Source organism: Microvenator marinus (assembly GCF_007993755.1).
In the GTDB taxonomy this organism is placed as follows: domain Bacteria; phylum Myxococcota_A; class Bradymonadia; order Bradymonadales; family Bradymonadaceae; genus Allomicrovenator; species Allomicrovenator marinus.
The window spans coordinates 3,075,302-3,099,371 of the sequence record NZ_CP042467.1; the positions used below are offsets into that span (position 1 = coordinate 3,075,302).

The window sequence follows — 24,070 nt, forward strand, 5'->3', positions numbered from 1 at the left end:
ATTTTTTCCCACCTCTACTCGCAGGCCTCTAGGTCGCCCTCAGCGCAGCCACGCTCGATGAGTTGTTTTCCGAACTCTTGATGCTTGGGATCCTCGAGCCACCGCCGACCGAGCGCGGTACACGCTTTGGCCAGGCCTCCTTCGCATGCCTTCATGTAGAGGTCGGTTGCGCGGTCCATATTCTCCTCGATGCCGCGCCCTTCGGCCATCATCTCGGCCAAGTTCAGGCAGGCCTGCGTTTCCTCCAGGTCACAGGCACGCTCGTAGAGCTTCTCCGCGGTTTCAAAGTCTTGCTCTGTACCGAGCCCCTCTTCGTGCAAAACGCCCAGGTTGGAACAGCCCGCGGCCCAACCGAGCTCACACGCCCTCAGAAAGCTAAGGAGCGCCTTCGCCGCAGACTTCTCGGCCCCGCCGGTACCATTGAGCTGCAAAACGCCAAGCCTTGAGCAGCCCTGCCCGTCACCCTTTCGGCACCCGAGCTCAAAAAGAGCGGCGCCACCACCTGCCTTTTCCGCTTGAATCCCGAGGTTCGTACACCCACGCGCGAACCCCGAATCGCATGCCTGACGGTAGTATTTGGTGGCTTTTTCGGCGCTCTTTTCGGCGCCCGTCCCGGTCTCAAAGAGCGAGCCTATCGCGCTACAAGCTCGTGAATAGCCAGCCTCGCAGGACTTTTCATAAAGCTTCAGGCCGCCAGCCTCGTCCTTTTCGACCCCATCTCCGTAGCGCAACATCACGCCGATATAGTAGCAGCCCTCAGCGTATCCGAGCTCGCACGACCTTCGGTAGTACGACGCCGCAATCTCCTTATTTGAGGCCAGAGTTCCCGACTCTGCCCTGAAGCCAAGGTTAAAGCATGCGATCGCCTCACCGCCCTTACAGGCGAGCTCCAGAACCTCCTGAGCCTGAGACGGGTCGCGGTCTTCGCGGGCGAGTATGAGCGCGAGGTTATTACACGAAGGGGTGTAGCCGGCGTCGCAATTCGCACGATAAAGACGCGTGGCTTCGGGCAAGTTTTGGGGCGTGCCGATCCCCTTTTCATAGAGCTCGGCCAAGCCGTGACAGGCTTCCTGATCTTGATGTCTGCAGGCCGCCTCGAGGAGCTCCCACGCGCGGTTTCCTGCCGCCGGCGTGTACTCCTCAGCCATGAGCGCCATCGCAGCTTCACGGCATGCGGCGGCGTTCTCGGGCACCTCACAATTGATTCCGGCCTCGGCTTGAACGATCTTGGTCTGTGTGGATTGAGTGGCGCAACCGCTAAAGACAATCCCCAAAATCACCAAGATCCAACGCATGGATTACTCACCCTCGGGCGAGAAACGGAACGGATAGCGAACCTTTACGGACTCACCGTCTTGAATCTCGACGTCGATCTTGAGTTCTTGCAAACCGCGCATCAAACACGCGTTGAGCTGGTCGTCGAGAATCGTGCTTTCACCGCTTAGAACTTCGGCTTGCGTCACTCGAGTACCGTCTTCTTCATTCTCCAAAATGAACTCGACCGTGAGCTTTCCCGAAGCATCGGGAAAATCTTTGAGGCTCGTCTCGTAGCACTCCTTGAGTTGGGAGCGGAGCTCCCATGCCGATTTTTGAATCTCCTCAGCCTCTAGAAATCCCGTGTGTTCCTGGGTTTCTTCGGTGCCGGCTGAGGCGGGCATCTCCGGGTTGTCCGGGTGTGGCTCAGGCGCATCTTCAGCCGCAGCTCCCTCGGAATCTGAGGGCTTCGCCGCCACGCTCTCCCGTGAATTCACCTGAGATGGAGGCGACTTTTGGCTGTTTTCGGAAGTCTCGGTAACCTCTGGTTGCGAGCCGCCAACATGCCCTTTCCCGGGCACCTCAGCGCCGTCAGAAGGGACAAAATTTGGGTCGTGTGGAAGCTCGGGCGTGGACGCGTCTTGCCAGGTCAAAAAGAGACCCAGCGCCGTCACCACCACAAGCACCAATCCGTATTTCTGTATTTTGGTCATCGTCAAACTCGTTGAACGGCTTGATTCCACCGTCGCAGGTGCGCTTCGCGCTCAGCCTCAGTGATCGCCGATTCGAAAACCTGGTCGACCTTCCAATTCGCTCGAATATCATCGAGGCTCGTATAAAGTCCGACACCAAGCCCGGCTAAAAGTGCCGCACCGAGTGCGGTTGTGTCAGTCATTTCTGGGCGAACGATTTTTCGCCCGAGAAAATCAGACTGCATCTGCATCAGAAGGTTGTTGGCACTCGCGCCGCCGTCCACCTTGAGCTCCACGAGTGGTTTTCCGAGGTCGTTCTCCATCGCGCGCAGAATATCTACGTTTTGGAGCGCGATACCTTCGAGGGCGGCGCGCGCAATATGGGCACGCGTGGTACCGCGCGTGAGTCCCCAGATCACGCCACGGGCGTCCGGCTGCCAATGTGGTGCGCCGAGTCCAGAGAGCGCCGGCACCGCAACCACACCATCCGACGACTCCACACTTCGTGCGAGCTCCTCGATTTCAGCGGCGGATTTGATGAGGCCGATGCCATCGCGCAGCCATTGCACCATGGCACCGGCGATGAACGCCGAGCCTTCCAAGGCGTAGGTGGTCTTGCCATTGAGGCGCCAAGCAGCCGTCGTCAGCAAACGATGTACGCTCGGAACGGGCTTTGTGCCCGTGTTCATGAGCAGGAACGCACCGGTGCCGTACGTACATTTGGCCTCGCCGGCATCAAAACACGCCTGCCCAAAAAGGGCTGCTTGTTGGTCGCCCGCGATTCCGGCGATGGGGGTGCCGTCAGTGATTCCCGGTACGCCTCGCGCTTTTCCGAACTCCTGTGCGTTGCCGCAGATTTCGGGCAACAATGACGCGGGCACGCGGAAAACCTTGAGCAATTCGGGGTCCCATTCGGCCTTCTCGAGGTCCATGAGCAGTGTGCGCGACGCATTGGAGACGTCCGTCTTATGCGTTTGTCCTTCGGTGAGGCGCCAGAGCAAGTAGGTGTCGATGGTACCGAAAGCGAGCTCGCCCCGCTCGGCGCGTTCGCGCGCGCCTTCTACGTGGTCCAAAATCCACGCGACTTTGGTACCGGAGAAATAGGGGTCGAGCATGAGCCCAGTCTTCTTCTGGATCCACGATTCGTTGGCCTCGTCTTTGAGCTGGCGAATCACGCCTGCGGTGCGGCGGTCTTGCCAGACGATGGCATTGTGGATGGCTTTGCCGGTCTTTCGGTCCCAGACCACCGTGGTTTCGCGCTGGTTGGTGATGCCGATTGCCGCGATGTCGGTGTCGCCCGCTTGTTCGCATGCCGATTTGATGGTGGCCAGTGTGGAGGCCCAGATATCTTCGGGGTCATGTTCAACCCAGGACGGTTTCGGATAGATCTGGCGGAACTCCTGGTTAACCCGAGCCTTGATCTCGAGCTTCTCGTTCAACAAGATCACCGTGGTTCCCGTGGTTCCCTGGTCTATGGCGCAAATCAAAGGCATGAGGTCTCCTAGTTCAAGCGTGAAAGAACGGTAGACTGCCAAATATTTTCTAAAACTGCGAGTAGAGAAGGCGCTCAATCGAAGAGAGGGACCTCAATCATGCGAGGCTTGTAGACGCCCTTCTCCCACTCAAGCTCGTAGGGCTTTGCGGCCTCGGCTTGCTCTTGCGTGAGATGTTTGTGCTCCACGAGGCGGCGAAAGAGCTCCACCGTTCGATTTGTCCACCACACGCCTTTGGGCGTTTGCCCCCGCTGCATCACGCGCTCGCCGTAGAGCGGACTAGGCTTGAGCATGGCCAAAAAGATAGATTCCATAGGCGTCAGATCGCGCGCGTCCTTTTGGAAATAGTACCGCGCGGCCGGGCCAATACCGTAGATATCCGGGCCGAATTCGATGACATTTAGATAGAGTTCAAGCACGCGATCCTTAGGAATAGTCTCGGTGATTCGCCAGGCGATGAGCGCTTCCTGAAGCTTTCGGGAAAGAGTCTTGTCGCGAGTCAAAAAGAGATTCTTGATGAGCTGCTGCGTCACCGTAGAGCCGCCGTAAACAAAGCGCCCCTTCTCCAAATTCAGCCGCAGGGCCTTCTTAATCAGGCCCAAGCTGATGCCGTGGTCGGTGTAAAAGAGGATCTCCTCGCTCAGGTACGCGGCGCCACCCACCCACGAAGGCATCTCGGAGAGCGGCACGTACGTCGGCAAACCCGGGCCCACAAAAACTTCGCTCTCGTCGGTGGCAAGCCCCTCGGTCACCTGTTTGATGAACGGTTTCTCAAGCCAAAACACGTCTGAAAGCGCATCCGAACGCTCTTGTCCAGTGATGCCTGGAAGTCGGATATCGGGCCAATCACCGCGCTGCACGTTAAGGCTCACCACATCACACACGTCCTCGTATCCTTCGATCTCAAAATTGACGGCTCGCGGGCGATTTATGGGAAGATAGAACGAGAAGGTCGGCGCCCATTTGCCGTCCATTTTGATGTACCGATACGGCCCGAGCATGGCAGCTGGAAGGTTTCTAAACGTCCGGTCACACTCCAATTCCTCCATCGCGGCCTCGCCGCTCAAGGTTGTATCGAGCGGGAATCCGCTGATCGCGCCGGAATAGTTGACTCGAATCGGACCGAGCTTGAAGAAGCCGTTCTTCGCCTCGAAATTCGCGCGCTCAGGATGCCAGATGAAGTCGAAATTGGTGCGCACGCTAAAGTCCTTGAGCGGCTCATCAGAAACCCCCACAAAATCAGCCTCACCGTCCTCCCAAACCACGTTCAATTCCCCGTGAAACACGTCGAGGAGGTCTTCCATAGAGCCCAATCCGGGCCCCCGCATCATGAAGGTACTCGAGAAGACGCCATCAACACGACCACTCGTACCGCGCGACGGGAGCTCGGTTCTGCCTTTAGGCATTCCGGGGATTTTCCCGAGTTTAACCTTCGACACGTCAACATACGCAAAGCGTGGAATAGCAACGCCGGGAAGGAAATCCACCAGCGCATTGATCGTACCGTCGGCGCTCTCACCGCTGGCACGAATCGTACCGTTGTCTGTCTTAATATTGATGCGTTCGAGGAGCGTAATCTGGTGAAAGACACCCGGCGTGTAGTCGCCTTCCACGTTGAGCGCAAAACGTAGGTCTCTGAGCTGCACGTCTTGCCGGTGCAGCACACGCGCAAAGGTTCGGCCGATGCGATCCAATGTCTGAAGCTTGGAGGGTCGCGGTCCAGAGCCCTGGCCCTGGCCCTTATCACCCATCATCAGTCGCGTATCGCCAATGACTTTGAGGAGTGGCCTCAGCCGCGCTGCGTTCGCGGGTGTGACCACAATCTCTGGCGAGTTCAGCGAAAGGGAGATCCGACCGCGCTTATCGCGCTGAATGCGCAAGGCGTCGATGTCAGTTGTGGCCACTAGCTCAGCCTTATTGGAGGCGTGCCCGATGCGAACCTTGATGGTCTGTGCGTCTACGTTCACGGTGCGATTCGTAAGGTTGCCGTGTCCTTGGACTCGCCCGATCGTGACCGAACCTGCCTCGGAGTCCCTGAATCGCATCAGCGGTTTATCCGCCTCGGGATGCGTGAGCTCGAACTCAAAGTCGCGAGTCTCCAGCCCCAAGGTGGCCTTAACCTTGACATCCACTGGCGCCGAGAGAAATTCCGGGACCGGGAAAAGGGTCTTGTAGTGCGCGGTCGAATCCAGCGTGACGGACTCTCGGGAAAGCTCGACCTGCGTCTGCTCAACCTTCATTTGCGCGAGCGATAATGCGCCGTGCGAGACCTCGAGAGTTGCCTGATTCATGAAGATCTCGGGCGGGTTCTCGAGGATTTTCTGGATGAGGCCGGAGCCTTGTGTGGGCGAGTCGGGGTCTTTAGCGTCGCTCTTTTGGTTGAGCTTTTTAAGGTCAACTTCCAACCCAAAATTCTCTACATTCACGGCACTTAGGCGCACGTCGGCATCCGTGAACGAATCGATCGCGATCGAGATATCTACCGCGTCTGCACGCGCGACCACGCCTCGCTTTTCGTCTTTGAGAAGCAAACCCTCGATCCGAAAGGTTCGTCCAAACTGGGACGAAAAATCGGTCCATTCGGCGTCCAGCCCGCGTTTGACAAGCCGAGCGCGCAATTCCTCCTCAACGCGGTCCTCCACCAAGGTGGGCACCATCAGTCCGGCTCCCACGAGGAGCGCCAGGACAACCCCCACGGCAATGATGATCCACTTCTTTCGCATAATTCGGTTCAAATTCTCTCGCGCCATCAACCCAAAATTCGAGTAAACGTAGCGCATGAAGCACTCCGTGGAAAAAAAGACGTACCCCTTTTCCAGAACTTTTTCGACTGCGACTCGTCAATATTCGTCGCGCGAGGTGGTTCATCTAACGCTCTGGCACGGGGATGTCCACGGTATTGGAGAAGCTGCCCCGCTTGCGGGTTGGGTTGACGAAAGTGTGGACGAGGTGAGTCGGGAGCTCTCGGACCTGATCGCCGGCTTGAGCCCGGGAACCCATCCTCTTGAGATCCTTGGTCAATCCGATGAAAAAGGACTCTGTTGCAGTGCAAGATACGCCCTCCATTCGGCGATTTTCGACCTTGTATCCAAAGAGCGGGGGCTCCCAAGATGGCGAGTGATCAGGGAGTTTTTTGCGGCGCAATATCCGGGTGTTTTTAGGGACTTAGGGGACAACCGCGGGTTGCTCATAAACGCGACACTTAGCGCCTCAGAAGACTCCGAAATCCAAGTGGCACAAGACTTTGTTGCGCGTGGGTTTAGGTGCCTGAAAGTCAAGGTTGGGGGCCGCGCTCTTCAGAAGGATTTGGACCGGATCGCCAGACTGAGGGACACGTTTGAGACTGTAGCGTTGCGCCTCGACGCGAACCAAAGTTGGGACAAAGCAACGGCGATTGCGGCTCTCGGTGCGCTGGATGACTTCAACATCGAGTATGTGGAAGAGCCACTGCTTAGGACCGAATCCTGGGAGCCTGGTGAGCTTGCAGAGTTTCGCACAAGAGTCGCTGCGGACGAGTCGGTGCGAGGGCTTGACGACCTTCAACCCCAGATTGATGAAGGCGTTGAGGTCTTTGTGATCAAGCCTGCACAATTTGGCGGCTTCGACACCTTGTTTGAGGCCCGACGCAGACTCCAAGAACGTGGCTCTGAGCTTGTGATTACGTCGAGTTTGGACTCTATCGGTCGATTCTTTGCGGCTGAGGTTGCGTATGCGCTCGGCCTTGAGTCACCATGTGGTTTGGCGACCGGTGGGTGGATTGAAGACGGTCTTGAGGACCCGCTTTATGCCACCGATCGGGGAATGTGTTGGCGCTTAAGTAGTTAGAGAAGTTTATGAATTGGTTAGAGCGGCAGGTTCATAGCCAGCCAGATGCAGTGGCTCTCTATTTTGAGGAGAGTTCGTGGACGTGGGCACAGCTTGAGATCCGCGTCAGGCGTATGGCGGCGGCGCTGACGCACTCGGTGCAGGTCGCCGGTGGCATACGTGGCGCGCGAATCGCGACCCTGATGCACTCTTCGCCCGACTACATCGTCACGATCCTCGCCGTACAATGGGCTGGCGCGACGCTCGTGCCCATCAACACGCGCCTTACGGCCCGTGAAATCTCGTGGATGCTCAACAATATCGAGGCAGACCTCTTGGTGCTCGACCACCAGACTGCGGAGCGTTTTTACGACTCTGCGGATGCGACGCTCGACTTGCAGACGACTCGATTTGTGCAGGTAGAGGAGTTGACGTTTAGCCTGGACGTTGAACCTGCGGATTTCAGGGCGCGCGAGGCGGCGCTCATCATGTACACATCGGGGACCACGGGGCTTCCAAAGCCGGTAGAGCTTAGTTGGGAGAACGTGGCGAGTAGCGCGTTTGCCTCCGCTGTGGTGCTCGGGCTCGAGGCGCGCGACAACTGGCTTTGCGCGCTGCCGCTCTTCCATATTGGTGGACTTTCCATTGTTTTCCGCTGCCTGATTTACGGCATCCCACTGACATTGCTTGAGAAGTTCGACGAGCAAAGGGTGGCTGATGCCATCATAAAACACAATATTACGCTGGCATCCTTCGTGCCGACGATGCTTCACCGGCTTCGCGGCATTCTGCCGGAAGTCAATCATTTACGGGCAGTTCTCTTAGGTGGCGGTCCTGCGCCAAAAGAGCTCGTAGAGTGGGCGTGGGAGAGTGGGATTCCGGTCTTCCAGACCTACGGTTTGACCGAGGCAGGCTCGCAGGTGACAACCATGCCGCCAAAGCGCGCGCTGGAAAAAATCGGGTCGGCGGGCATCGCGGTGTTTGGGGCCGATGTTCAGGTTCGCCGCCTCAATATGAGCCTCGCTGCGCCCAACGAACCCGGCCATATCTGGATTCGCGGGTCTATGGTGATGCGTGGATATTTGGGCCGGGCAACCGAAAATGAGCGGCGTTTTGATGGTTCGTGGTTCGACACGGGCGATTTTGGGTATCTCGATGACGACCAGTTTCTCTGGGTGCTCTCGAGGCGCGACGACCTCATTATTACAGGCGGCGAGAACGTGTATCCGGCAGAGGTAGAGAACGTGATTTTGGCGTTCGAAGGGGTTGATCAAGCGGCCGTATTCGGGCAGGAGGATGGGACCTGGGGTGAGCTCGTGTGTGTGGCTTTGGTGGCTAAGGACGGTGTGGAATTGGACTTGGAAGCCTTGGAGGCTCACTGCAGAAAGAACCTCGCGGGATTTAAAGTGCCTCGCCGTTGGTTGGTCCTAGAGGAGCTGCCGCAGACTTCGTCTGGTAAAGTACGCCGACATGAACTTAAGAAGCTATGATTGACACCCACACTTTGACAGACCGTTTCGGGCGTGTGCACACGTCAGTGCGAATCTCAGTGACAGACCGGTGTAATCTGCGATGCGCCTACTGCATGCCCGCAAAAGGCATGAAGTTTCTTCCGCGCGCAGAAGTCTTGGATTTTGAGGACCTCGCTTTTGCCGCAAAAGTATTGGCCAGCCTTGGGGTTAAGAGCGTGCGGATCTCAGGCGGCGAGCCGCTAGTGCGCAAAGACTTGCCCGAGTTTGTAAGAATGCTTCGCGAGGCCGGGACCACCAAAGTGGCCATGACCACCAACGCGCTCCTCCTCAAGCGACATGCGGCAGAGCTCAAAGACGCGGGTCTCGACAGACTCAATATCAGCCTCGACTCGCTGGACCCTCGGAGATTCGAGAAAATCACTAGGAACGGCCATCTCCAGAAGGCATGGGAAGGCCTCGAAGAAGCCATCGCCGTGGGTTTTTCGCCCATCAAGATCAACACGCTCGTGCTCAAAGGCTTCAACGAAGACGAGATCGAGCGGTGGGTTGAGCTGGTTCAAGAACGCGAGCTCATCGTTCGTTTTATGGAGCTTATGCCGATTGGCGAGGACGACCTCAAGGACGTGGGAAGCTACTTTGATCTGACCGCGCTTCGAAAGGAACTCACTGCCAAACACGGCCTGGTCCCCGCAACAGACACCCACGTGGGGAACGGCCCCGCGAAGTACTGGAAGGCGCCAGGATGGAAGGGCGCGCTCGGGTTTATCACCCCGATGTCTCAAAGCTATTGCGCTACCTGCTCACGCCTTCGCCTAACCTGCACCGGCAAGCTTAGAGCGTGCCTCGCCTACGACGAGGACGTGGACCTCGGCCCGGCCCTTCGCGCTCGAGACGAAGATGCAGCGCGTGGACTCATCCTCAAAGCCCTTGCCGAAAAGAAGGCCGGACACCCGTGGAATGAGGGTGTGCGCACCATCATGGGGATGTCGGAAATCGGCGGATAGGCGTTAGAAGTTTAAAGTCGGGCGGATTCTGCGTACAATGGCCACTCTTGATTTGAGGAGAATGGCTGATGCGATGGATACTCTTGATTTTGCTACTGGCGGGTTGTTCGGACGATAGCTCGGTGAGCGTTGGAAACAACCAGAACAACGGTCCAAACAACCCACAAAACAACACCCAGGGCGCATCGAATAACGAGCTCGACATGAACCAGCCTGGCGATATGACCACGGTTGATATGGCCAACAACGATGCAGGCGCGTGCACGGCAGAGCAGACGGCATGCGAGACTCCGCAAGGCACCTTGTGTTGTGACGCCGAGACTGCGTGTCTTTTTGATAGCTGTGTGCCGCTTGGAGACGCGTGCTCTGAGTCGCAGCCTTGCCCACCAACACAATTTTGTGAGCCGAGCGTGGACCGTTGTGTGGATATCGACGCGAACCCGAACGCGTGCGTCTACATCCCGCCCGTGGGCGAGTTTAGTCCAGTGGAGGCGTGGTCTTGGACTGAGAGCGCGGACTCGCCGGAGTACGACCAGGTCATGATGATGCCGGCGGTGGCAAATCTCACAGACGATAACTCCGACGGCACCGTAGACACTCAGGATATTCCGGACGTGGTCTTTGTGACCTTCCGGAGCAATCGCTACAACGACGACGGTGTTCTGCGCGTAATCAGCGGACTCGACGGCGCTGAGCATTGGAGCTCTTCCACGCTAGACGTCCCATTCTACGCGGCGGGCGGCACCATCCCGGCGCTCGGTGATATCGACCTCGACGGGGTGCCGGAGATCATCGTGTCTGCAGGCCCAACGAACGTGGGCCTTTATGCGATCAAGGCCAATGGAGAGATTCTCTGGCATCAGCCTGGCGTGCCGAATCTTGGGTCTCAAGGGCCTTCGATCGCCAATATCGACCAACAAGGACCACCTGAGATCATCACGCCGAACCGCGTGGTGGGCAGTGACGGCAGGTTGATTTGCTCGCTGCCGACAAGCGCGGGGATTCCAGTGGTGGCAGACGTCAATCTGGACGGCACCATGGAGATTCTGCACGGGGCGTCGCTCTATCAGGTCTCAAATATTGACGCGACGGATGGCACTGGATGCACCCTGATTCAGGACGTGGCGATCGCCGGAGGATACCTCGCGCTGGCGAATTTTGATGCGGATCCCAACCCTGAGATCGTTCAGGTCGTGGGCGGAAATATCAACCTATTGGAGCACGACGGCACCCCGATTTGGACCTTTGAGATACCGCTCGATATGCAGCGTGTGGGCGACCTTTATGGGATTACAGATTGCGCGCCGGAAGTACCCACAGTGGGCCAGGCGTGTACGTCTCAGGCGGAATGTGGCCCGCCGCTCGGCCAGTGCGCGGGCAACCGATGCCGAAAGCATACGGCGTGCAACCGCGGTGGCGGAGCCCCAACCGTGGCTGATTTTGACGGCGACGGGCTCGCCGATATCGCCGTGGCGGCGCGCTGGTACTACCTGGTTTTGACGGGGGCTGGCGAAGTGCTCTGGGCGCACGCCACAAAGGACTTTTCGAGTGCGGTGACCGGCTCGTCGGTCTTTGATTTTGAGGGCGATGGCAAGGCGGAGGTGGTCTACAACGACGAGCTTTTCCTTCGTGTTTACAGCGGCGCCGGGACTGGCGCTGATGCAGATAGCAACGGGTACAACGACCCCGAGATCCTCGTTGAGATTCCGAATTCTTCGGGCACTCTTTTGGAATACCCGCTGATCGTGGACGTGGATAACGACGGCAATGCGGAGATTGTGGTGGCGGCGAACAACTACTCCACAGCAGGCTCAACCACCAAGGGTATTCGCGTCTTTAAGGATGCGTCCGACAACTGGGTGGGCACCCGCCGAATTTGGAACCAACACGCGTATCACGTGACCAATATTGACGAAGACGGCAGTGTTCCTGACGTTCAGGTCCTTAACTGGACGGCGCCTGGGCTGAATAATTTCCGGCAGAACGTGCAGGGTGATGGGCTCTTCAACGCGCCGAATTTTGAGATCGAAATCAGCGAGGTGGTGGCCACGACGTGTGCACAAACTGGCGTGGTGATTCGGTTCCAGCTCAAGAACACGGGCAGCATCGGGGTGCGTTCGGGCACGGTTCCGGTCTCGGTCTACATCACGTTGGAGGGCCAAGAGACGTTGATTGAGACGGTTACGAACACGCAGAACCTTGGCCCGGGCGCCGAGGAGAACTTCGAGATCTTGTGGGCTGCGCCGAGCTCAGCTGCGAATCAGAACTTCGATGTTCGCATTGTGGCTGACGACGACGGTGCCGGTGGGCAAAGCCATAATGAGTGTCACGAGGACGATAACACGGCGCTTGAGCCGGATAACCTCTGCCAACTCCTGCAATGATCTCTACGGGGTGGAGCTCAGTGAACTCGACGACTTGACGTTGTTCTTCACCAAGTCCTGCACCTCGCACGCGCTATCTTCGTCAACGCTGACGCGCCCCTCTGCAATGGCCAGGGTGCCCGCTGTCAAGCACCCAGTGATATCCACGTTCTGAAGCCAAAGCTCGGGGTTTAGGCCCACGGAGAGCGTCCCGTTAGGCTCGAGCACAAGGTCGGGATTCTCGACACGTGCGTCCTCGTTGATGTCCAACGCGAGGTCCAAAACCAGGGTCTCCTCATTGTAGATAAACTCCGCTTCCACTCGAAAACTCGTCTCAGCATCGCTTCGAACACGATAGTCCACTCGCGTGTAATCCAACGCGGGGATCACCACAGCCTCCAGACTAGGAAGAGCCTCAGCCGCCAGAAGGTCCACTACGAAAGGGCCGTCAATGGCAATCTCGGCCTCTTCGCCCGGCGCCTCGGCAGGTTCACACTCGGCCCCTTCAAGCACGTCCAAAACCTGGGCGCAAACCACGCCATCAGGCAGGTCGAGCTTGATATCTCGGACATCAATCTCGGCGGCTCGAACACTAAACACAGTGCCCGATGCGTCCGTCATCACGACGGCAGCTTCATCCGCGTCGGATTCGGTGAGCTCGGACCGAACCACACCAAACTCGATAGATGCGGGATTACCGATATGGGACCCTGTGTCTGGACTCTGGGCACAAGCGCCCAATACGACCAAACTAAGAGGTAAAAATTTAAGGTTCACGACGCGCCTCGCTAAGAGGAAAAAATTGAATATTAAGTTGATAAACCACATCCGGGTCCACCTCCTCATCACACACTGACATGAAGGTTTCCCGGAAATCACGTAATCGCTCTTTCAAGCCTTCAACCGAATTGCACTTAATGCAAACAGTCATCGCACTGATATCACGTTCTTCGGACGGGACATCGTCAATCGAGGCCGCGGCCCGCTCCAACATTTGCCGGTGGAATTGCTTGACGCCAGCCGCCCGAACTTCGTGACCGGCATCCAGAGTGGGCTCCCCACGGCTGATCACACCATCCGCACGCTCAAGGAGCCCAAGTTCGACCAATAACTCCAGGGATTTCCGCGCACGAGCCGTTGAAATCTTGGGGCGAAGCTGCGCGGCGATCCATTCCGGATCGTCTTTGAAATCGCTTCGTCCTGCCAACTCCCGGATCGCCAGATTATACCAGTGGCTCAGGTACTCCAAGAGCATGGAGTCCAAGGGCCTCGCCTCCAAGAATCGCTTGGTTGCGGTGATCGACTCCAAGGCCCGAAGGCGGTCCTCATGGTCGGTTGCCTGCTCGAACTCCACCAGTAGTTTGAAGAATCGCTGCTCGGAAGCACTCAGCTCCAGGGCGGCCGCCACGCGCTCGGCCGCCTCCGGGCTCAGATTGCGGTCTCCATCGATGACCATCTTGATGAAATTAGACGAACTAAACCCGGCCTTTGCAGAGAAAGACCGGTAGGAAAATCTCTTCGTATGAGTCTTGGCCGCCGAATAGTACGCGCGCATGAAGTCTCGGTACCCCATGAACTCAAACACATCCGGCATCCAGTCTTTCATCGAAGTTGTCCTGCGTTCTTCAGATTATCCTTGAGCTGGTCTTCCACATCGTCACACGAGTCTTCATCTGTGCAAGAGCCCATATCGACGCCTTGCAACCAGGCCGCGGCGTCGAATTCTACCAGAATAGGTCCACCCGTCACGCGTACACCGCCTCGGCTCTCAAACCGAATATCCTCGTTGAAATCAAAGAGGTACTCCTGGCCGCCCTTCTCCACGAGAATACTGTAGCCACCCTGACTCTCGATACGGATGTCGAGGCGAGAATAGGCGAGGTCGGGGATGCTGATGCCTTCGAGCGGATTTTGGGTGTTGCGTAGGTCGATGTTCATCGGTCCATCGATCACAATTTTAGCCAGTGACGGGTTATCATCAGAGGTTTCAGGACTGTCCTCGAGCTCACAGCGCGCGCCTACGAGCTGGCCTTCGACGTCTGCGCATGTCAGCGGCATCGGAAGGTCAAACTCAAGATCTCGCACATTGAGCGCGACGCTGGAGACTCCCTGCGTGGCAGAGCTTGGTGTGAGTGCGAATTGCAACGTGGCGACTTCGCCGGTTGGATCCGCGGACTCACCGCAGGCTACGAGGAAGCTGGTTGAGAGAATGGCAATTACGAGGTTTTTCATATCGACTCCTTTTGCAGCGTTCGGTTAGTTTAGTAAACGCTGATGAAGCCAATTCTCCCTATTTTCATACATTAGTCCACATTACCTGGTGGCTTTGTGTGTACACCTAGTAAACAAAAATTCGTATACAGGTTCTCTTAGAGGGAGTTGAAATAGCTCACGACCGCGTCGGCGAACCCCGAGTTTAGGCCCGGGATGTGGCCGGCACCGTCCATGCGCCAGAGCTCGACGCGCGCGCCATCACGGCATCCAGACCATCGGGTCACCAAAGTCTCCTCTCCGAGCTCAGCGCTGATATCCAACCGGCCAATCTCCTCGCCCTCAGCATCACACTCATTGTAGCCAACCCACCGCTCAACCGACTCCTCGGCACCAGGGTAGGTTCCTCCAAAGAACACGCCACCGTCATAGAGCACCGTGGCATCTAGCGTGCCGTGGACCTGCACCACGCTCACGCCCTCAGCCGGCTCACAATCGCCCGCATCCTCAAAGGTCGCGCCGGCGAGGCTCACAATGCCGGTGATTCTATCCGAGAGCTCACAGGCCATGCGATAGCTCATGAAGCCGCCGTTTGAATGCCCCACGAAGAAGACCTTGTTCGGGTCGATATTGAACCGCGCCTGAGCTTCGTCGATCAACCCGCTCAAGTAGGCCACATCGTCCACGGTGGACCCATAGAAATTGCAGCATGCGTCGGTGGCGTTCCAAAATTGCGAGCTCGTGTCGCGCGTCCCATTTGGCGCCAAAAAGATGTAGCCATTCTCACTGAGCACATTGTCGAGCCCAAAATAGCTGCGCTGAATCGGCCCGCTTCCACCATATCCGTGCAACGAAATCACCAGACCCGCCGGCTGACGAGGATCGTAGTTCGCGGGCATCAAGGGCGTCACGGCGCGATCACCACCCATCGGCGAGATGTCCGGCTCACCAAAATCAGGCTCGCCCATATCCACGGAAGGCCCCTGATCACCACCCGGGCTCTGGTCTAGCTCGGTCCCCTGATCTTCAACTGCTCCCGTATCCCCTTCAGCTTCCATATCTGAAACGGTTTCGGCGTCCGGGTTATCAACCACGCCTGGAGTTGATCGAGAATTCGACTCTGAGCACCCAAGACCGAAGACCAAAGCACTCAAAAATATCCAACTCTTAAACTCGCGCATCGCCAACTCCTTTGCAGCGTTGAGCTCCTTGTAGCGATCCCGGCGGCGAAAAAAAATAAAAAAATTTCTCAACTCTTCCTTCAACCGTCCGAAAACCTTTTCTGAGGGCCAGAAGTGTCCTCATCGAACAACACCTAAACGTTGGAGGACATCATGGGCAACGCCCTTCTAAATATTGAATCGCACGATACCGGCTCTCTCATTCAACTTGGCGACTGGATTAGCCTCGCGCAGCATCTTGGGCTTCGCACAAAGCCCCTGCGGCTCGTGAATTTCGCGCTCGGCCAGTGGGGGCTCGACATGTTGGAACACCTGCGTGTGGACCTACTCCATTCGGATGGGTCGTTCCGAGTTCTTCTGGTCACAGGCCAATGCGACAACGGGCTCGCCCGCTCGGCAATGACCACCTTGCATCGGCGAAATCCGAACGACGTCACGCTCTGGTTCTGGGCAGATACCGAGCGGCTCAGCGTGGCCATGGTCTCTGAGCGAGAAAATGAAAAGACCTTTGTTCGCCGCATGTCTTTGATGCGCAGCCGTCCGGACCCGGTGGGCATCAAACAGCTCGAGGCCCTCTTTCCGCGCGATTGGGTCGCACCGGACCAGGCCGACCAAGGGCTCGCAATCAGGCGCTACCTGGAGAGCGTGCTCGATCAGGAGACGCTCACGCGGGAGTTTTTTCAGGCGTTTCGCCGGGCGCTCGAGCTCCTTCAAAGCACCATGCACCACGGGCCCGAGGACTTGAGGCAAGCACACGACGTGGCGCTTTTAACGTTGCTCCGCGTGCTCTTTCTCTACTTTTTACAGGCGCGCGGGGCGTTGCGCTCAGACCCGCATTTTCTGATTCGTGCGTGGCGCCAACGCTCCCGCGACACGTCGTTCTACCGAAGCGTGATTCAGCCGCTATTTTTCAGCGCATTGAACACCCCCGAAGATGAGCGCGACCCCAACAACGCTTTGCTTCAAGGGATTCCGTTTCTAAACGGTGGACTCTTTGACCCAAGCCCGGTGGAGCTTGCGCATTCGCGGATCGACTGGCCCGACCGAACCTTCGAGCTCCTGCTCGAAGAGGTTTTTGAACGCTATCAGTTTGCGCTGAGCGAAGGCGCCGAGGATGACGAAGATCGAGTCATCGACCCCGAAATGCTCGGCAAAGTCTTTGAAGGCCTGATGTTCCAGGACGCAAGGCACCGCTCAGGCGCCTACTACACACCGCGTCACGTGGTGCGTGAAATGGTGGCAGAGGTCTTTGCGGCGCACCTCAAGGACCGCGCCGGGCTTAGTGAATCCAGGGTTCACGAGATCCTGAGCGGCGCCACGCTAAGCCTCGATGAGCGCGACCTGATTCGTGACGCCCTCGAAGACCTCACGATCTTGGACCCGGCCGTCGGTACAGGCGCGTTTCTTCTCGAGTGTCTGCGCGTGCTCGCCGGCCTCTGGGCTCAGGTTGAGGGGAGCAAGCCTGACCACACGAGGCTTCGTGAGATTATCCATCGCCATCTTCACGGCGTGGATATCAACCCCACTGCCACAAGGCTTTGCGAGCTTCGGCTCTGGATTGCTCTGCTCGGTGCCACGCCCAAATCCGAGACCGGAGCCATGCCGCCGCTCCCAAATCTTGGGCACCGAATCGTCTGCGGTCAGTCGCTCATCGACCCTGAGGAGATCGGTATGTATCGTGCCAACCTCTCGCGGCTTTTTGGACATAATTGGCGATATTCAGAAAACTCAGAAAAGCTCAAGACCCTGCAAGACCGGTATCTGACGTGCCACGGCTCCAAGAAGTTTGAGCTCCGACGAGAGCTCGAAAGCTACCATCGCGAGGTCTTTACGGACCTCTTAGCCCACCGAGTCTCCCAGCTCGAAGAAGAAATCGAGGGCCTCAATAAACTCAAGAACTCGCGCGATCTCTTCGGCGACCCGCAGGGATTGAGCCCCGCGACCGAACAACACCTCTTTGCGCTGGTGAATGAAGCCGAGCGCCTCCGGGCCTGGTCTCGCGAGGTTCACGCGCAGAACACTGGTTCGCCCACATTTAGCTACGCCCTGAACTTCCCGCATGTGGCCCAGAATGGCGGCTTCGACATCATCGTGACAAATCCTCCATGGGTTCGTGCTCAGGCGATTCGGACTGAGGAGCTCGAACACTACAAACGCCGGTTCGAAGTCACACGTCCTGCCACGTGGTCCGAGGCCGATAGGCGCGGCATTTCGTCGAGTTTTGGCTCGCAGGTGGACCTGGCCGCAATCTTTCTGGAACGCTCGCTCGAGCTCATGAAACCCGGCGGACGGCTTGCCGCACTCATCCCTGCAAAGATCTTCAGGTCTCTCAACGGATGCGCCACTCGCCGCGTGCTTTCGCGCTATCATATCGAGCGAATCGTCGATTACTCGGACTCACCCGACGAGCTCTTTGACGCCACAACCTATCCGGGGATCGTGCAGATTGCGGACGTCGCAGCCACAGGCACCCGGGTGAGCGTTGTGGGCCCCGACGGCACCCAAGATTGGAGGCAGGACCTTGCGATGAACGGCGAGCCGTGGCTCTTGGTACAGCCCGGCGTGGAGTCCATCTTCAACAAGATGATGGACGTGGGTCCCGGATTTCTGGAGCCCTGCCGCGGCATTTTCACCGGCGCAAACTCGGTCTTTATCCGCCCCGAAGAAGACTTTCTGCTCATGCTCGGCGACGAGGCAAAACCCTATCTTCGCCGCGTTCTGAGTGGCCGAGACCCTCGTGGCGAATCCTCACTCAGGATTCTTTGGTGCTACGATGAACACGGGGAGGTCTTGAAGGAGATTCCGCCAGAGATCGAAGGCTATTTCGAGGCAAATCGCACCACGCTCGAGGAGCGGTCGGACTACGATCCACGTCTGCCTCTCTGGCAAGTCTTCCGAGTACGACCGGATACGTGTGCGCCGAAAATCGTCTGGAGGGATATCGCGCCCGAACTCGAAGCCATCGAGGTTCCGGCACGCGCGGTACCGCTCAACACGGTCTACTACTTGCCGACCCAGTCTGAAGAAGAAGCGACCGAGCTGCAAAGATTCTTGAACTCACTTCCGGTCAAGGCCTTCGCTCGCGCCGTGGCGGAGCGGGCGCGCGGCGGCTACCGAAGGCATTTCGCGTGGGTGGTCAAACTCATTCCGGTCCCCAAAGACGGCTATGGTCTCAACGCGCTTGAGATGCAACGTCTCAAGGCCTGGTTTGAAAGGGAGGTGGCACCATGGAGATGAAGCAATGGTTCCAGCACGCGCTCCATCTCGTCGGTCACGCTGGTGGGCAGCGCCAAGAGTCGGACCTTCGTGAGTTTCAGCTCGTCGCGGCGAGGCGAATTGCCATGATGGCTCAGACGTACGGGGTCGCGCTCGAGGCCGATGCAACCGGTCTCGGAAAGACACGGACCTGTGCCATGGCGGCGATCTTAGTTAGGAATCAGGCGCGGTCGAAGCATCCGATCGTGCTCGTGGTGCCTCACCGAGTTGCCGGCATGTGGCGTGCCACGTTGGAGCATTTGAACGTGCAAAAAGAGAATTTCCGAGTCATGAGCCACACCGACTTGAGCCGCGGAAAGCCTTTACCTAAAGCCTGTGTGGTGGTCGTAGACGAGGCGCACCGATTCAAGAATCCCGAGGCGATTCGCACTAAAACACTGGTGCGGGGCCTCGGCGATACGCCATTAGTTCTGGCTACAGCCACGCCTGTCATCAACTCAATCTGGGACCTTTACCATCTCTTGGAGATCGGTATGAGTGATACCGCCTGTGTGCGAGTGTGTGGACGCGGCCTGAGGCGCGCATTTGAGGAGGCCGAAGCCGGCGCCTTTGACCTTACTCAACTCCTCCAGGCCGTGAGCGTCAGACGCGTCACTCCTGACGATCCGACGCTTCGGCGACCCAAGGCGAGGATCGAAATCCTGAGGTATGACCCCGACCCGGACGAGAACTGGCTCTGGCAGAATCTCGGCCGAGAGCTCGACCGACTCAATTTTGCGATCTTCAGAAATGACTGGCCCAAGGGCCTCATGGTGGAGCATATCCGCCGCCTTTGGGAAGGTGGGGCCGAGTGTTTGCTGAATTTCGTGGAGTACATACTTACGTTTCACGAGCGCTGGATCGAGCTGCGTGCGCAGGGGCGTGAGCTTGGGCGCCACGAGTTTGAGGCCTGCTTTGGGCCTACCCACCAACAGAATGCATTTGCGTTCATGTTCGAGGCCGCGCAGCCCCAGATTGGAGACTCAGACCTGAGCCTCGTCAAAGAGGACCTCGAGGTTTGGAAGGACCTGCACGCGCGGCTCAACCGGCTAAGCCAGGCGCGCACCGGGCTTGAGGCTGCGCTTTGTGGGCTCTTGAGCTCTAGGCCAGAGCCGCTGCTCATCTTTACGAGCTTTCAGAAGGCTGCTGAAAGACTCTATCAGTGCATCTGCGAGTTCCTCGGTGGGCAGGCTCGGGTGGCGCTCATCACTGGAACCACGGCTGTAGCGACCGGGCTTGGCAGGACCAACCCGGGGGAGCTTCTGGAGCGGTTCGCGCCGCGTGCGCATGGGCGTGAAATCGAGCCGCATCAGCAGATTCAGGTCTTGGTCTGCACGGATTGTCTCTCCGAAGGCGTCAACCTTCAGGATTGTGGGCGCATGGTTCTTGGTGATCTACCCTATACTCCGCAGGGTATCGAGCAGCGAATCGGGCGTATCTGCAGACCCGGGAGCATGTTCGGCGAGGTGGAAGTATGGCTCCCTCGACCACATTCCTGGAACGACAGTCTGGGCCTTAGGACTCGCCTCAACACCAAGATTGATGCGGCTGAGACGGCGGGGACGCCCTTTCAAACGGTTGGCACAAGGCGTGCCAAGCAAACTGAGCTTCCGGCGTTGGCGGCGATGACTCGGCTCGACGAGTTGGCGGCGCGCTTTGGACGTGAGTTGAACCTTGAGAATCAGCATTGGGAGGTAGATGGGCCCGAGGACGAACTTTGGGCGGTGGTTGAATACATGGATGGAGAGTTGTCTTGGCGGAGGTTGGTGTATTTTCGGGACGGTAAGGAGGCCACGCTGGTGAACGCGTTGGAGAAGGTCCCACGGCTCGTTGAGAGCGCGCAGACCTTGATTCCAGCGGAGCCTCCCGAGTGGTTTGAGAGGTGGCTTGAGCGGGAAGAAGACCGGCTCAATGGTGCCGTCCTGGCGCCGGCGAATTTGGACGCGAGACAGACCGAGATATGGCGGCTGATTCGCAATATGTGTGATGCCGAGGAGGTGGCGGACCTGCGTCAGCGCGTCTTGCAGCCGCTGAGTCGTGCCGAACTAGAGGGTCTTGTGGGTGCAAAGGATCCGGTTGCAGCCGCGCGCGGGCTTAAGGCGCGGCCGGCCCGACGCATCCGGCTTGTACACGCGGGCTCAGTCGCGTCTAATCCACAAACGAAGACGTCCAAGCCGGCAATTCAGGCTTCTTCTCCGACTTCAAAAGCTTGTGCCACTCCGCATCTGTGAGCCGCTCAGAAATCGGTTGCTGAAACTCGTAGTAGGAGAAGATCGCGCCCTGAGTCATGGTGGACGCCACGCCATCTGGCACAGCCACCCACATATCCATCAGAGGACCAATACCGATCTGCAACGCCTCATTCCGAGTGATATTCGTGTGAATATCGGTCACCAATGCCACACCATTTTCCGCACGCTGCTCGCCGAGCACAGTAGCAGGCCCCGGCGTGAATTCTCCAATCATCATCAACGTAATCTGCTCGAGCTTCGCGCCAAAGAACTCAATAAACTGAAGGTCTTCTTCGGAAAGAGCACTCCCCTGAACCTCTTTCTCCGCTATCTCAGCCAGGCGACTCGCGAGGGCGCGCGAGTTCAAAATCTCCTCGGCGTACGGGTCAAAATTCGGCTCATCGCGCTTCCAAAGGTCCTTGTAAACACGCGCCGTCAAGGCCTCGATCGCCCGGAAGAACGCGGGATTCGGGTCAACACTTCCTCGAGGTGTAGGCAGAATTGGCTGTTCCATATAGGCCAAAAGCGTCACGTCGCCACCGCACTCAGCGCTATAGTCTTGGCCTGCGTAAAGCACGGCCGAGTGCTTGAGCTGCACATAACCACCGAGCGCCGAGAACACTGACCGCTCACGCCAAGCGTTGGTCTTCGTATAAGGCAAACCGTCCACAGCGCTCGCGTCAGCCAGAACACCAAGCACGGCCAACCACGCATGATAGATGTCCGTGGACCAGTAGGCATCCGCGGGGCCCGGCGTCACTTCACGCAACCCGTCCATCTGCTTAACCCAAGCGGCGCGCCACTCCTCAGACTGCGCAGCAGCCCCAAGCTCATAGGCGGTGCTCGACCCAAGAACCGACATCACGTCCAGCCCCGATGGGAACGGACGCATCGGCACGTCGGGGTGCAGGAGCCGCCTGAAGAACGTGGTATCTAGCCCTACGCGCTTGGGTAAGAACACAACCTTGATGGCCCGCTCGTCCGCGCCACTCGGGTCACGAATCAAGACCGGTCCTCGTAGTGCGCTCAAGATTTCCTTGACCTTCGCGGCATCAAAAGGCTCGAACGCGTCACGGTGATTCCGGCGCCCTTCCACGGCATGAGAGACGGTGGCATCCACGGGTTTACCCATAAACGCAGCGATAGTCGCGTTGACGTCAGACCAAGTCTTAAGCGCATTATCACTTCCGATGGCGGTCTTCTCCATCACATCTAAAAGACCCACGAGGCTCGCGTCAAAGGGCAGCGGGGCCTGCGCAAACCACGTCATCGCAAGGAAGTAGCCACCAAGGTCGTTCTCGGCGTAATTCCCGCGAATCTTGAACTGCGACCAGTCCAGAGCCACCGGCTCCGCCATACCCGGCACCTTGAGCTCGCCGAGCCCCTCATGCGCCATAATCTTAGTGATGTTCGACTCAACCTCCGCCTTCAGCTCAGCCGGAAGGCTCGAAAGAGCCTTGGGAATCTCCCCGGCCAAAGCACCAGCCACAGGCGGGTGACGATCCCACGGATTCTCAAGCTCCTGCCGCGCGTTAACCACCGAATCTACTGCACCAAGCGGCACCCAAGCTGTAGCAAAATAAACCGCCAGATACTTCTCAGATGGGTTTTTGGTGCGCTTGAACGACTCCAGGTAGTGTTGCCAGAGAGCCTGACTCAACATGCGGAGCCGCTCACCGTTTTGAACTTCAGCCTCTTCGATGATCCTCAAAAACTCATCGCGATAGACCTGCAGTACGGCATCGGCCGTCACGAACTGAGGGCGCCGCTCGTAGCGAAGCTTTTCATAATGGGCATAGAACTCCTTCGCCTGACTTTCGCGTACCACAAATCGATTCTGGGCGAGCTTTTCAGACTCCTCCCAGAGCTCCGGGAAAAGGTGCAGGTTCTTGACGTCCTGAAGGTAGAACTCGGTCGCCACCTCGTAGATTTTCTGGCCGTCATCAAAGTAAATTCGCTGGCCGTCTGGCGCCCAAACAAGTTGATTCGCTTTGAGATTCGCCAGCGGTTTCCACTCCTTTGAGTTACGAGGCTTGAAAACCGGGACGCCCTCTTTGGATGCGACCATAAGGGTGTGGTTGGCCGAATACGAAGGGTCGAGGGCGGCTCCCTGAGACTCACCCTCAAAACGCGTGTAGCGCTTGGGCAAGAGCGCTTTGCAAGCTTCCTCGTCGAACTCTTCGTTCATGCCCGAGCATTCTTTTGGAACGCTTGTACTCACGATCTTAGCGGCGTCCTCGAAGGTCTGGTCCCAGATCGCCTTGGCATCAACCACCTGCCCGTCACACACCATCGCCAGGCTCAGGCCATCGCCGGAAAAGCTCGGCGAATGGCAGTCCTTCCCGTCTGGCGACACGCGATAGGAGTGCGTGTCGTGCGGCGCAGCCTCGGTGCGCTCGCCACGATCCGCATCGGATTTGAGGCTCGTGGTCCAAACCTCGTTTTTGCCGCCCACCGCTTTGGTGAACGCAATCTTGTAGTAGTGGTTCTGAGGTTGACCCCATGGAGGCCCGCACCCGTCCTCGGAAAGCAGGAAGTACTCAAAGCCCACCGAACTTACGCTCGGACTCAGGATTTCGCCTTCGAGTTCGGTGATCTTCTCCAGGGTTTTGCCCTCGAGATCGCTGAACCATAGTGCGGATTTTGAGCCTACTTTGCCCACAAAAACCACGCCATTTGGGGCGAACGTCGGATCCGATTGTTCACCGCTCTGTGCAACGAGTTGGCGCTCCTCACCGGTTTGAAGATCGCGCACAAAGACCGCGCGGCTTTCGTCCGCCGCGCGCTCAAAAGCCATGAATCTGCCCGTGGCATCAATCGCCGGATTTTGGCCTTCTGTAAGCTCAACCGTTGCCCCTCCAGTAGGCGCCACGGAGTCCACTACTTGCTGTTCAGACTTACAGCCACCAAGGGCCAAGATGGTCGAAAAAGCCAGGATTTGAATGCGCCACATATATTCTCCCAAAAACAGGTCAATCTTGAGACTCACACTCCTTCAAAAACCCATCAATGGAAACAAGAACCTTGGCCTTTTCAAAAATTGGGTCGAGTGGATGGAACCTTTCCAAATCTCTAGTGTCGGACCTTAAGACACGACAAATTGGCAACCC

Annotated in this window: 15 protein-coding genes; 6 read left to right on the forward strand and 9 right to left on the reverse strand. The window is 57.7% G+C overall.

Going from position 1 to position 24,070, the window contains the following annotated elements; all coding sequences use genetic code 11:
* Positions 1–14: 14 nt before the first annotated feature.
* From FRD01_RS12585 to FRD01_RS12600, 4 genes are all read right to left on the reverse strand, one after another.
* Complete coding sequence (locus FRD01_RS12585) at positions 15–1,295, reverse strand: tetratricopeptide repeat protein (protein WP_146960146.1); 1,281 nt, start codon at positions 1,293–1,295, stop codon at positions 15–17.
* Between the two features lie 3 nt (positions 1,296–1,298).
* A complete protein-coding gene (locus FRD01_RS12590; protein WP_146960147.1) occupies positions 1,299–1,967 on the reverse strand; it encodes an AgmX/PglI C-terminal domain-containing protein in 669 nt (222 codons plus the stop codon).
* Positions 1,968–1,969: 2 nt separating this feature from the next.
* Entirely contained in the window at positions 1,970–3,439 is a 1,470-nt protein-coding gene (glpK, locus tag FRD01_RS12595; RefSeq protein ID WP_146960149.1) for a glycerol kinase GlpK, read from the reverse strand.
* 74 nt (positions 3,440–3,513) lie between these two features.
* Complete coding sequence (locus FRD01_RS12600) at positions 3,514–6,219, reverse strand: transglycosylase domain-containing protein (protein WP_146960150.1); 2,706 nt, start codon at positions 6,217–6,219, stop codon at positions 3,514–3,516.
* Positions 6,220–6,229: 10 nt separating this feature from the next.
* On the opposite strand from FRD01_RS12600, the gene FRD01_RS12605 reads away from it, so the two are divergent.
* The 4 genes from FRD01_RS12605 to FRD01_RS12620 all read left to right on the forward strand — a co-directional run bounded on the left by FRD01_RS12605 (position 6,230) and on the right by FRD01_RS12620 (position 12,103).
* Positions 6,230–7,264: an enolase C-terminal domain-like protein gene (locus FRD01_RS12605; protein ID WP_249755588.1), complete on the forward strand. Its 1,035-nt coding sequence runs from the start codon at positions 6,230–6,232 to the stop codon at positions 7,262–7,264.
* 8 nt (positions 7,265–7,272) lie between these two features.
* Positions 7,273–8,733 carry an o-succinylbenzoate--CoA ligase gene (menE, locus tag FRD01_RS12610; protein ID WP_146960153.1) on the forward strand — a complete coding sequence of 487 codons (1,461 nt, stop codon included), beginning with the start codon at positions 7,273–7,275 and terminating at the stop codon, positions 8,731–8,733.
* Positions 8,730–9,719, forward strand: coding sequence for a GTP 3',8-cyclase MoaA (moaA, locus tag FRD01_RS12615; RefSeq protein ID WP_146960155.1), 990 nt, complete (start codon positions 8,730–8,732; stop codon positions 9,717–9,719). Before menE ends, moaA begins: the two co-directional genes overlap by 4 nt.
* Positions 9,720–9,787: 68 nt before the next feature.
* Positions 9,788–12,103, forward strand: a complete 2,316-nt coding sequence (locus tag FRD01_RS12620) for an FG-GAP repeat domain-containing protein (RefSeq protein WP_146960157.1) — start codon at positions 9,788–9,790, stop codon at positions 12,101–12,103.
* A 3-nt stretch (positions 12,104–12,106) separates the two neighbouring features.
* Here FRD01_RS12620 and FRD01_RS12625 read toward each other — a convergent pair whose 3' ends face one another.
* The 4 genes from FRD01_RS12625 to FRD01_RS12640 form a co-directional block, all read right to left on the reverse strand.
* Positions 12,107–12,859, reverse strand: coding sequence for a hypothetical protein (locus FRD01_RS12625; RefSeq protein WP_146960158.1), 753 nt, complete (start codon positions 12,857–12,859; stop codon positions 12,107–12,109).
* On the reverse strand, positions 12,849–13,688 hold the full coding sequence (locus FRD01_RS12630) for a TIGR02147 family protein (protein ID WP_146960160.1): 840 nt from the start codon (positions 13,686–13,688) through the stop codon (positions 12,849–12,851). The genes FRD01_RS12625 and FRD01_RS12630 overlap by 11 nt, the downstream gene beginning before the upstream one ends.
* Positions 13,685–14,314: a hypothetical protein gene (locus FRD01_RS12635; protein ID WP_146960162.1), complete on the reverse strand. Its 630-nt coding sequence runs from the start codon at positions 14,312–14,314 to the stop codon at positions 13,685–13,687. The genes FRD01_RS12630 and FRD01_RS12635 overlap by 4 nt, the downstream gene beginning before the upstream one ends.
* 137 nt (positions 14,315–14,451) lie before the next feature.
* The gene (locus tag FRD01_RS12640; protein ID WP_146960164.1) at positions 14,452–15,474 is read right to left on the reverse strand and encodes a CE1 family esterase; all 1,023 of its coding nucleotides are present in this window, start codon (positions 15,472–15,474) and stop codon (positions 14,452–14,454) included.
* 153 nt (positions 15,475–15,627) lie between these two features.
* Here FRD01_RS12640 and FRD01_RS12645 point away from each other — a divergent pair, with 153 nt between their 5' ends.
* Together FRD01_RS12645 and FRD01_RS12650 are read left to right on the forward strand one after the other, a co-directional pair.
* Positions 15,628–18,711, forward strand: a complete 3,084-nt coding sequence (locus tag FRD01_RS12645) for an Eco57I restriction-modification methylase domain-containing protein (RefSeq protein WP_146960165.1) — start codon at positions 15,628–15,630, stop codon at positions 18,709–18,711.
* The gene (locus FRD01_RS12650; protein ID WP_146960167.1) at positions 18,702–20,960 is read left to right on the forward strand and encodes a DEAD/DEAH box helicase; all 2,259 of its coding nucleotides are present in this window, start codon (positions 18,702–18,704) and stop codon (positions 20,958–20,960) included. The genes FRD01_RS12645 and FRD01_RS12650 overlap by 10 nt, the downstream gene beginning before the upstream one ends.
* On the opposite strand, the gene FRD01_RS12655 is transcribed toward FRD01_RS12650, so the two are convergent.
* Complete coding sequence (locus tag FRD01_RS12655) at positions 20,878–23,913, reverse strand: DUF3160 domain-containing protein (RefSeq protein WP_146960168.1); 3,036 nt, start codon at positions 23,911–23,913, stop codon at positions 20,878–20,880. The genes FRD01_RS12650 and FRD01_RS12655 overlap by 83 nt on opposite strands.
* Between the last annotated feature and the right edge of the window lie 157 nt (positions 23,914–24,070).

Bases quoted from the DNA above. Each gene is read 5' to 3' on its own strand.
- FRD01_RS12585 (WP_146960146.1), bottom strand. From the start codon at position 1,295: ATGCGTTGGATCTTGGTGATTTTGGGGATTGTCTTTAGCGGTTGCGCC.
- FRD01_RS12590 (WP_146960147.1), bottom strand. From the start codon at position 1,967: ATGACCAAAATACAGAAATACGGATTGGTGCTTGTGGTGGTGACGGCG.
- glpK (WP_146960149.1), bottom strand. From the start codon at position 3,439: ATGCCTTTGATTTGCGCCATAGACCAGGGAACCACGGGAACCACGGTG.
- FRD01_RS12600 (WP_146960150.1), bottom strand. From the start codon at position 6,219: ATGCGCTACGTTTACTCGAATTTTGGGTTGATGGCGCGAGAGAATTTG.
- menE (WP_146960153.1), top strand. From the start codon at position 7,273: ATGAATTGGTTAGAGCGGCAGGTTCATAGCCAGCCAGATGCAGTGGCT.
- moaA (WP_146960155.1), top strand. From the start codon at position 8,730: ATGATTGACACCCACACTTTGACAGACCGTTTCGGGCGTGTGCACACG.
- FRD01_RS12620 (WP_146960157.1), top strand. From the start codon at position 9,788: ATGCGATGGATACTCTTGATTTTGCTACTGGCGGGTTGTTCGGACGAT.
- FRD01_RS12630 (WP_146960160.1), bottom strand. From the start codon at position 13,688: ATGAAAGACTGGATGCCGGATGTGTTTGAGTTCATGGGGTACCGAGAC.
- FRD01_RS12635 (WP_146960162.1), bottom strand. From the start codon at position 14,314: ATGAAAAACCTCGTAATTGCCATTCTCTCAACCAGCTTCCTCGTAGCC.
- FRD01_RS12640 (WP_146960164.1), bottom strand. From the start codon at position 15,474: ATGCGCGAGTTTAAGAGTTGGATATTTTTGAGTGCTTTGGTCTTCGGT.
- FRD01_RS12645 (WP_146960165.1), top strand. From the start codon at position 15,628: ATGGGCAACGCCCTTCTAAATATTGAATCGCACGATACCGGCTCTCTC.
- FRD01_RS12650 (WP_146960167.1), top strand. From the start codon at position 18,702: ATGGAGATGAAGCAATGGTTCCAGCACGCGCTCCATCTCGTCGGTCAC.
- FRD01_RS12655 (WP_146960168.1), bottom strand. From the start codon at position 23,913: ATGTGGCGCATTCAAATCCTGGCTTTTTCGACCATCTTGGCCCTTGGT.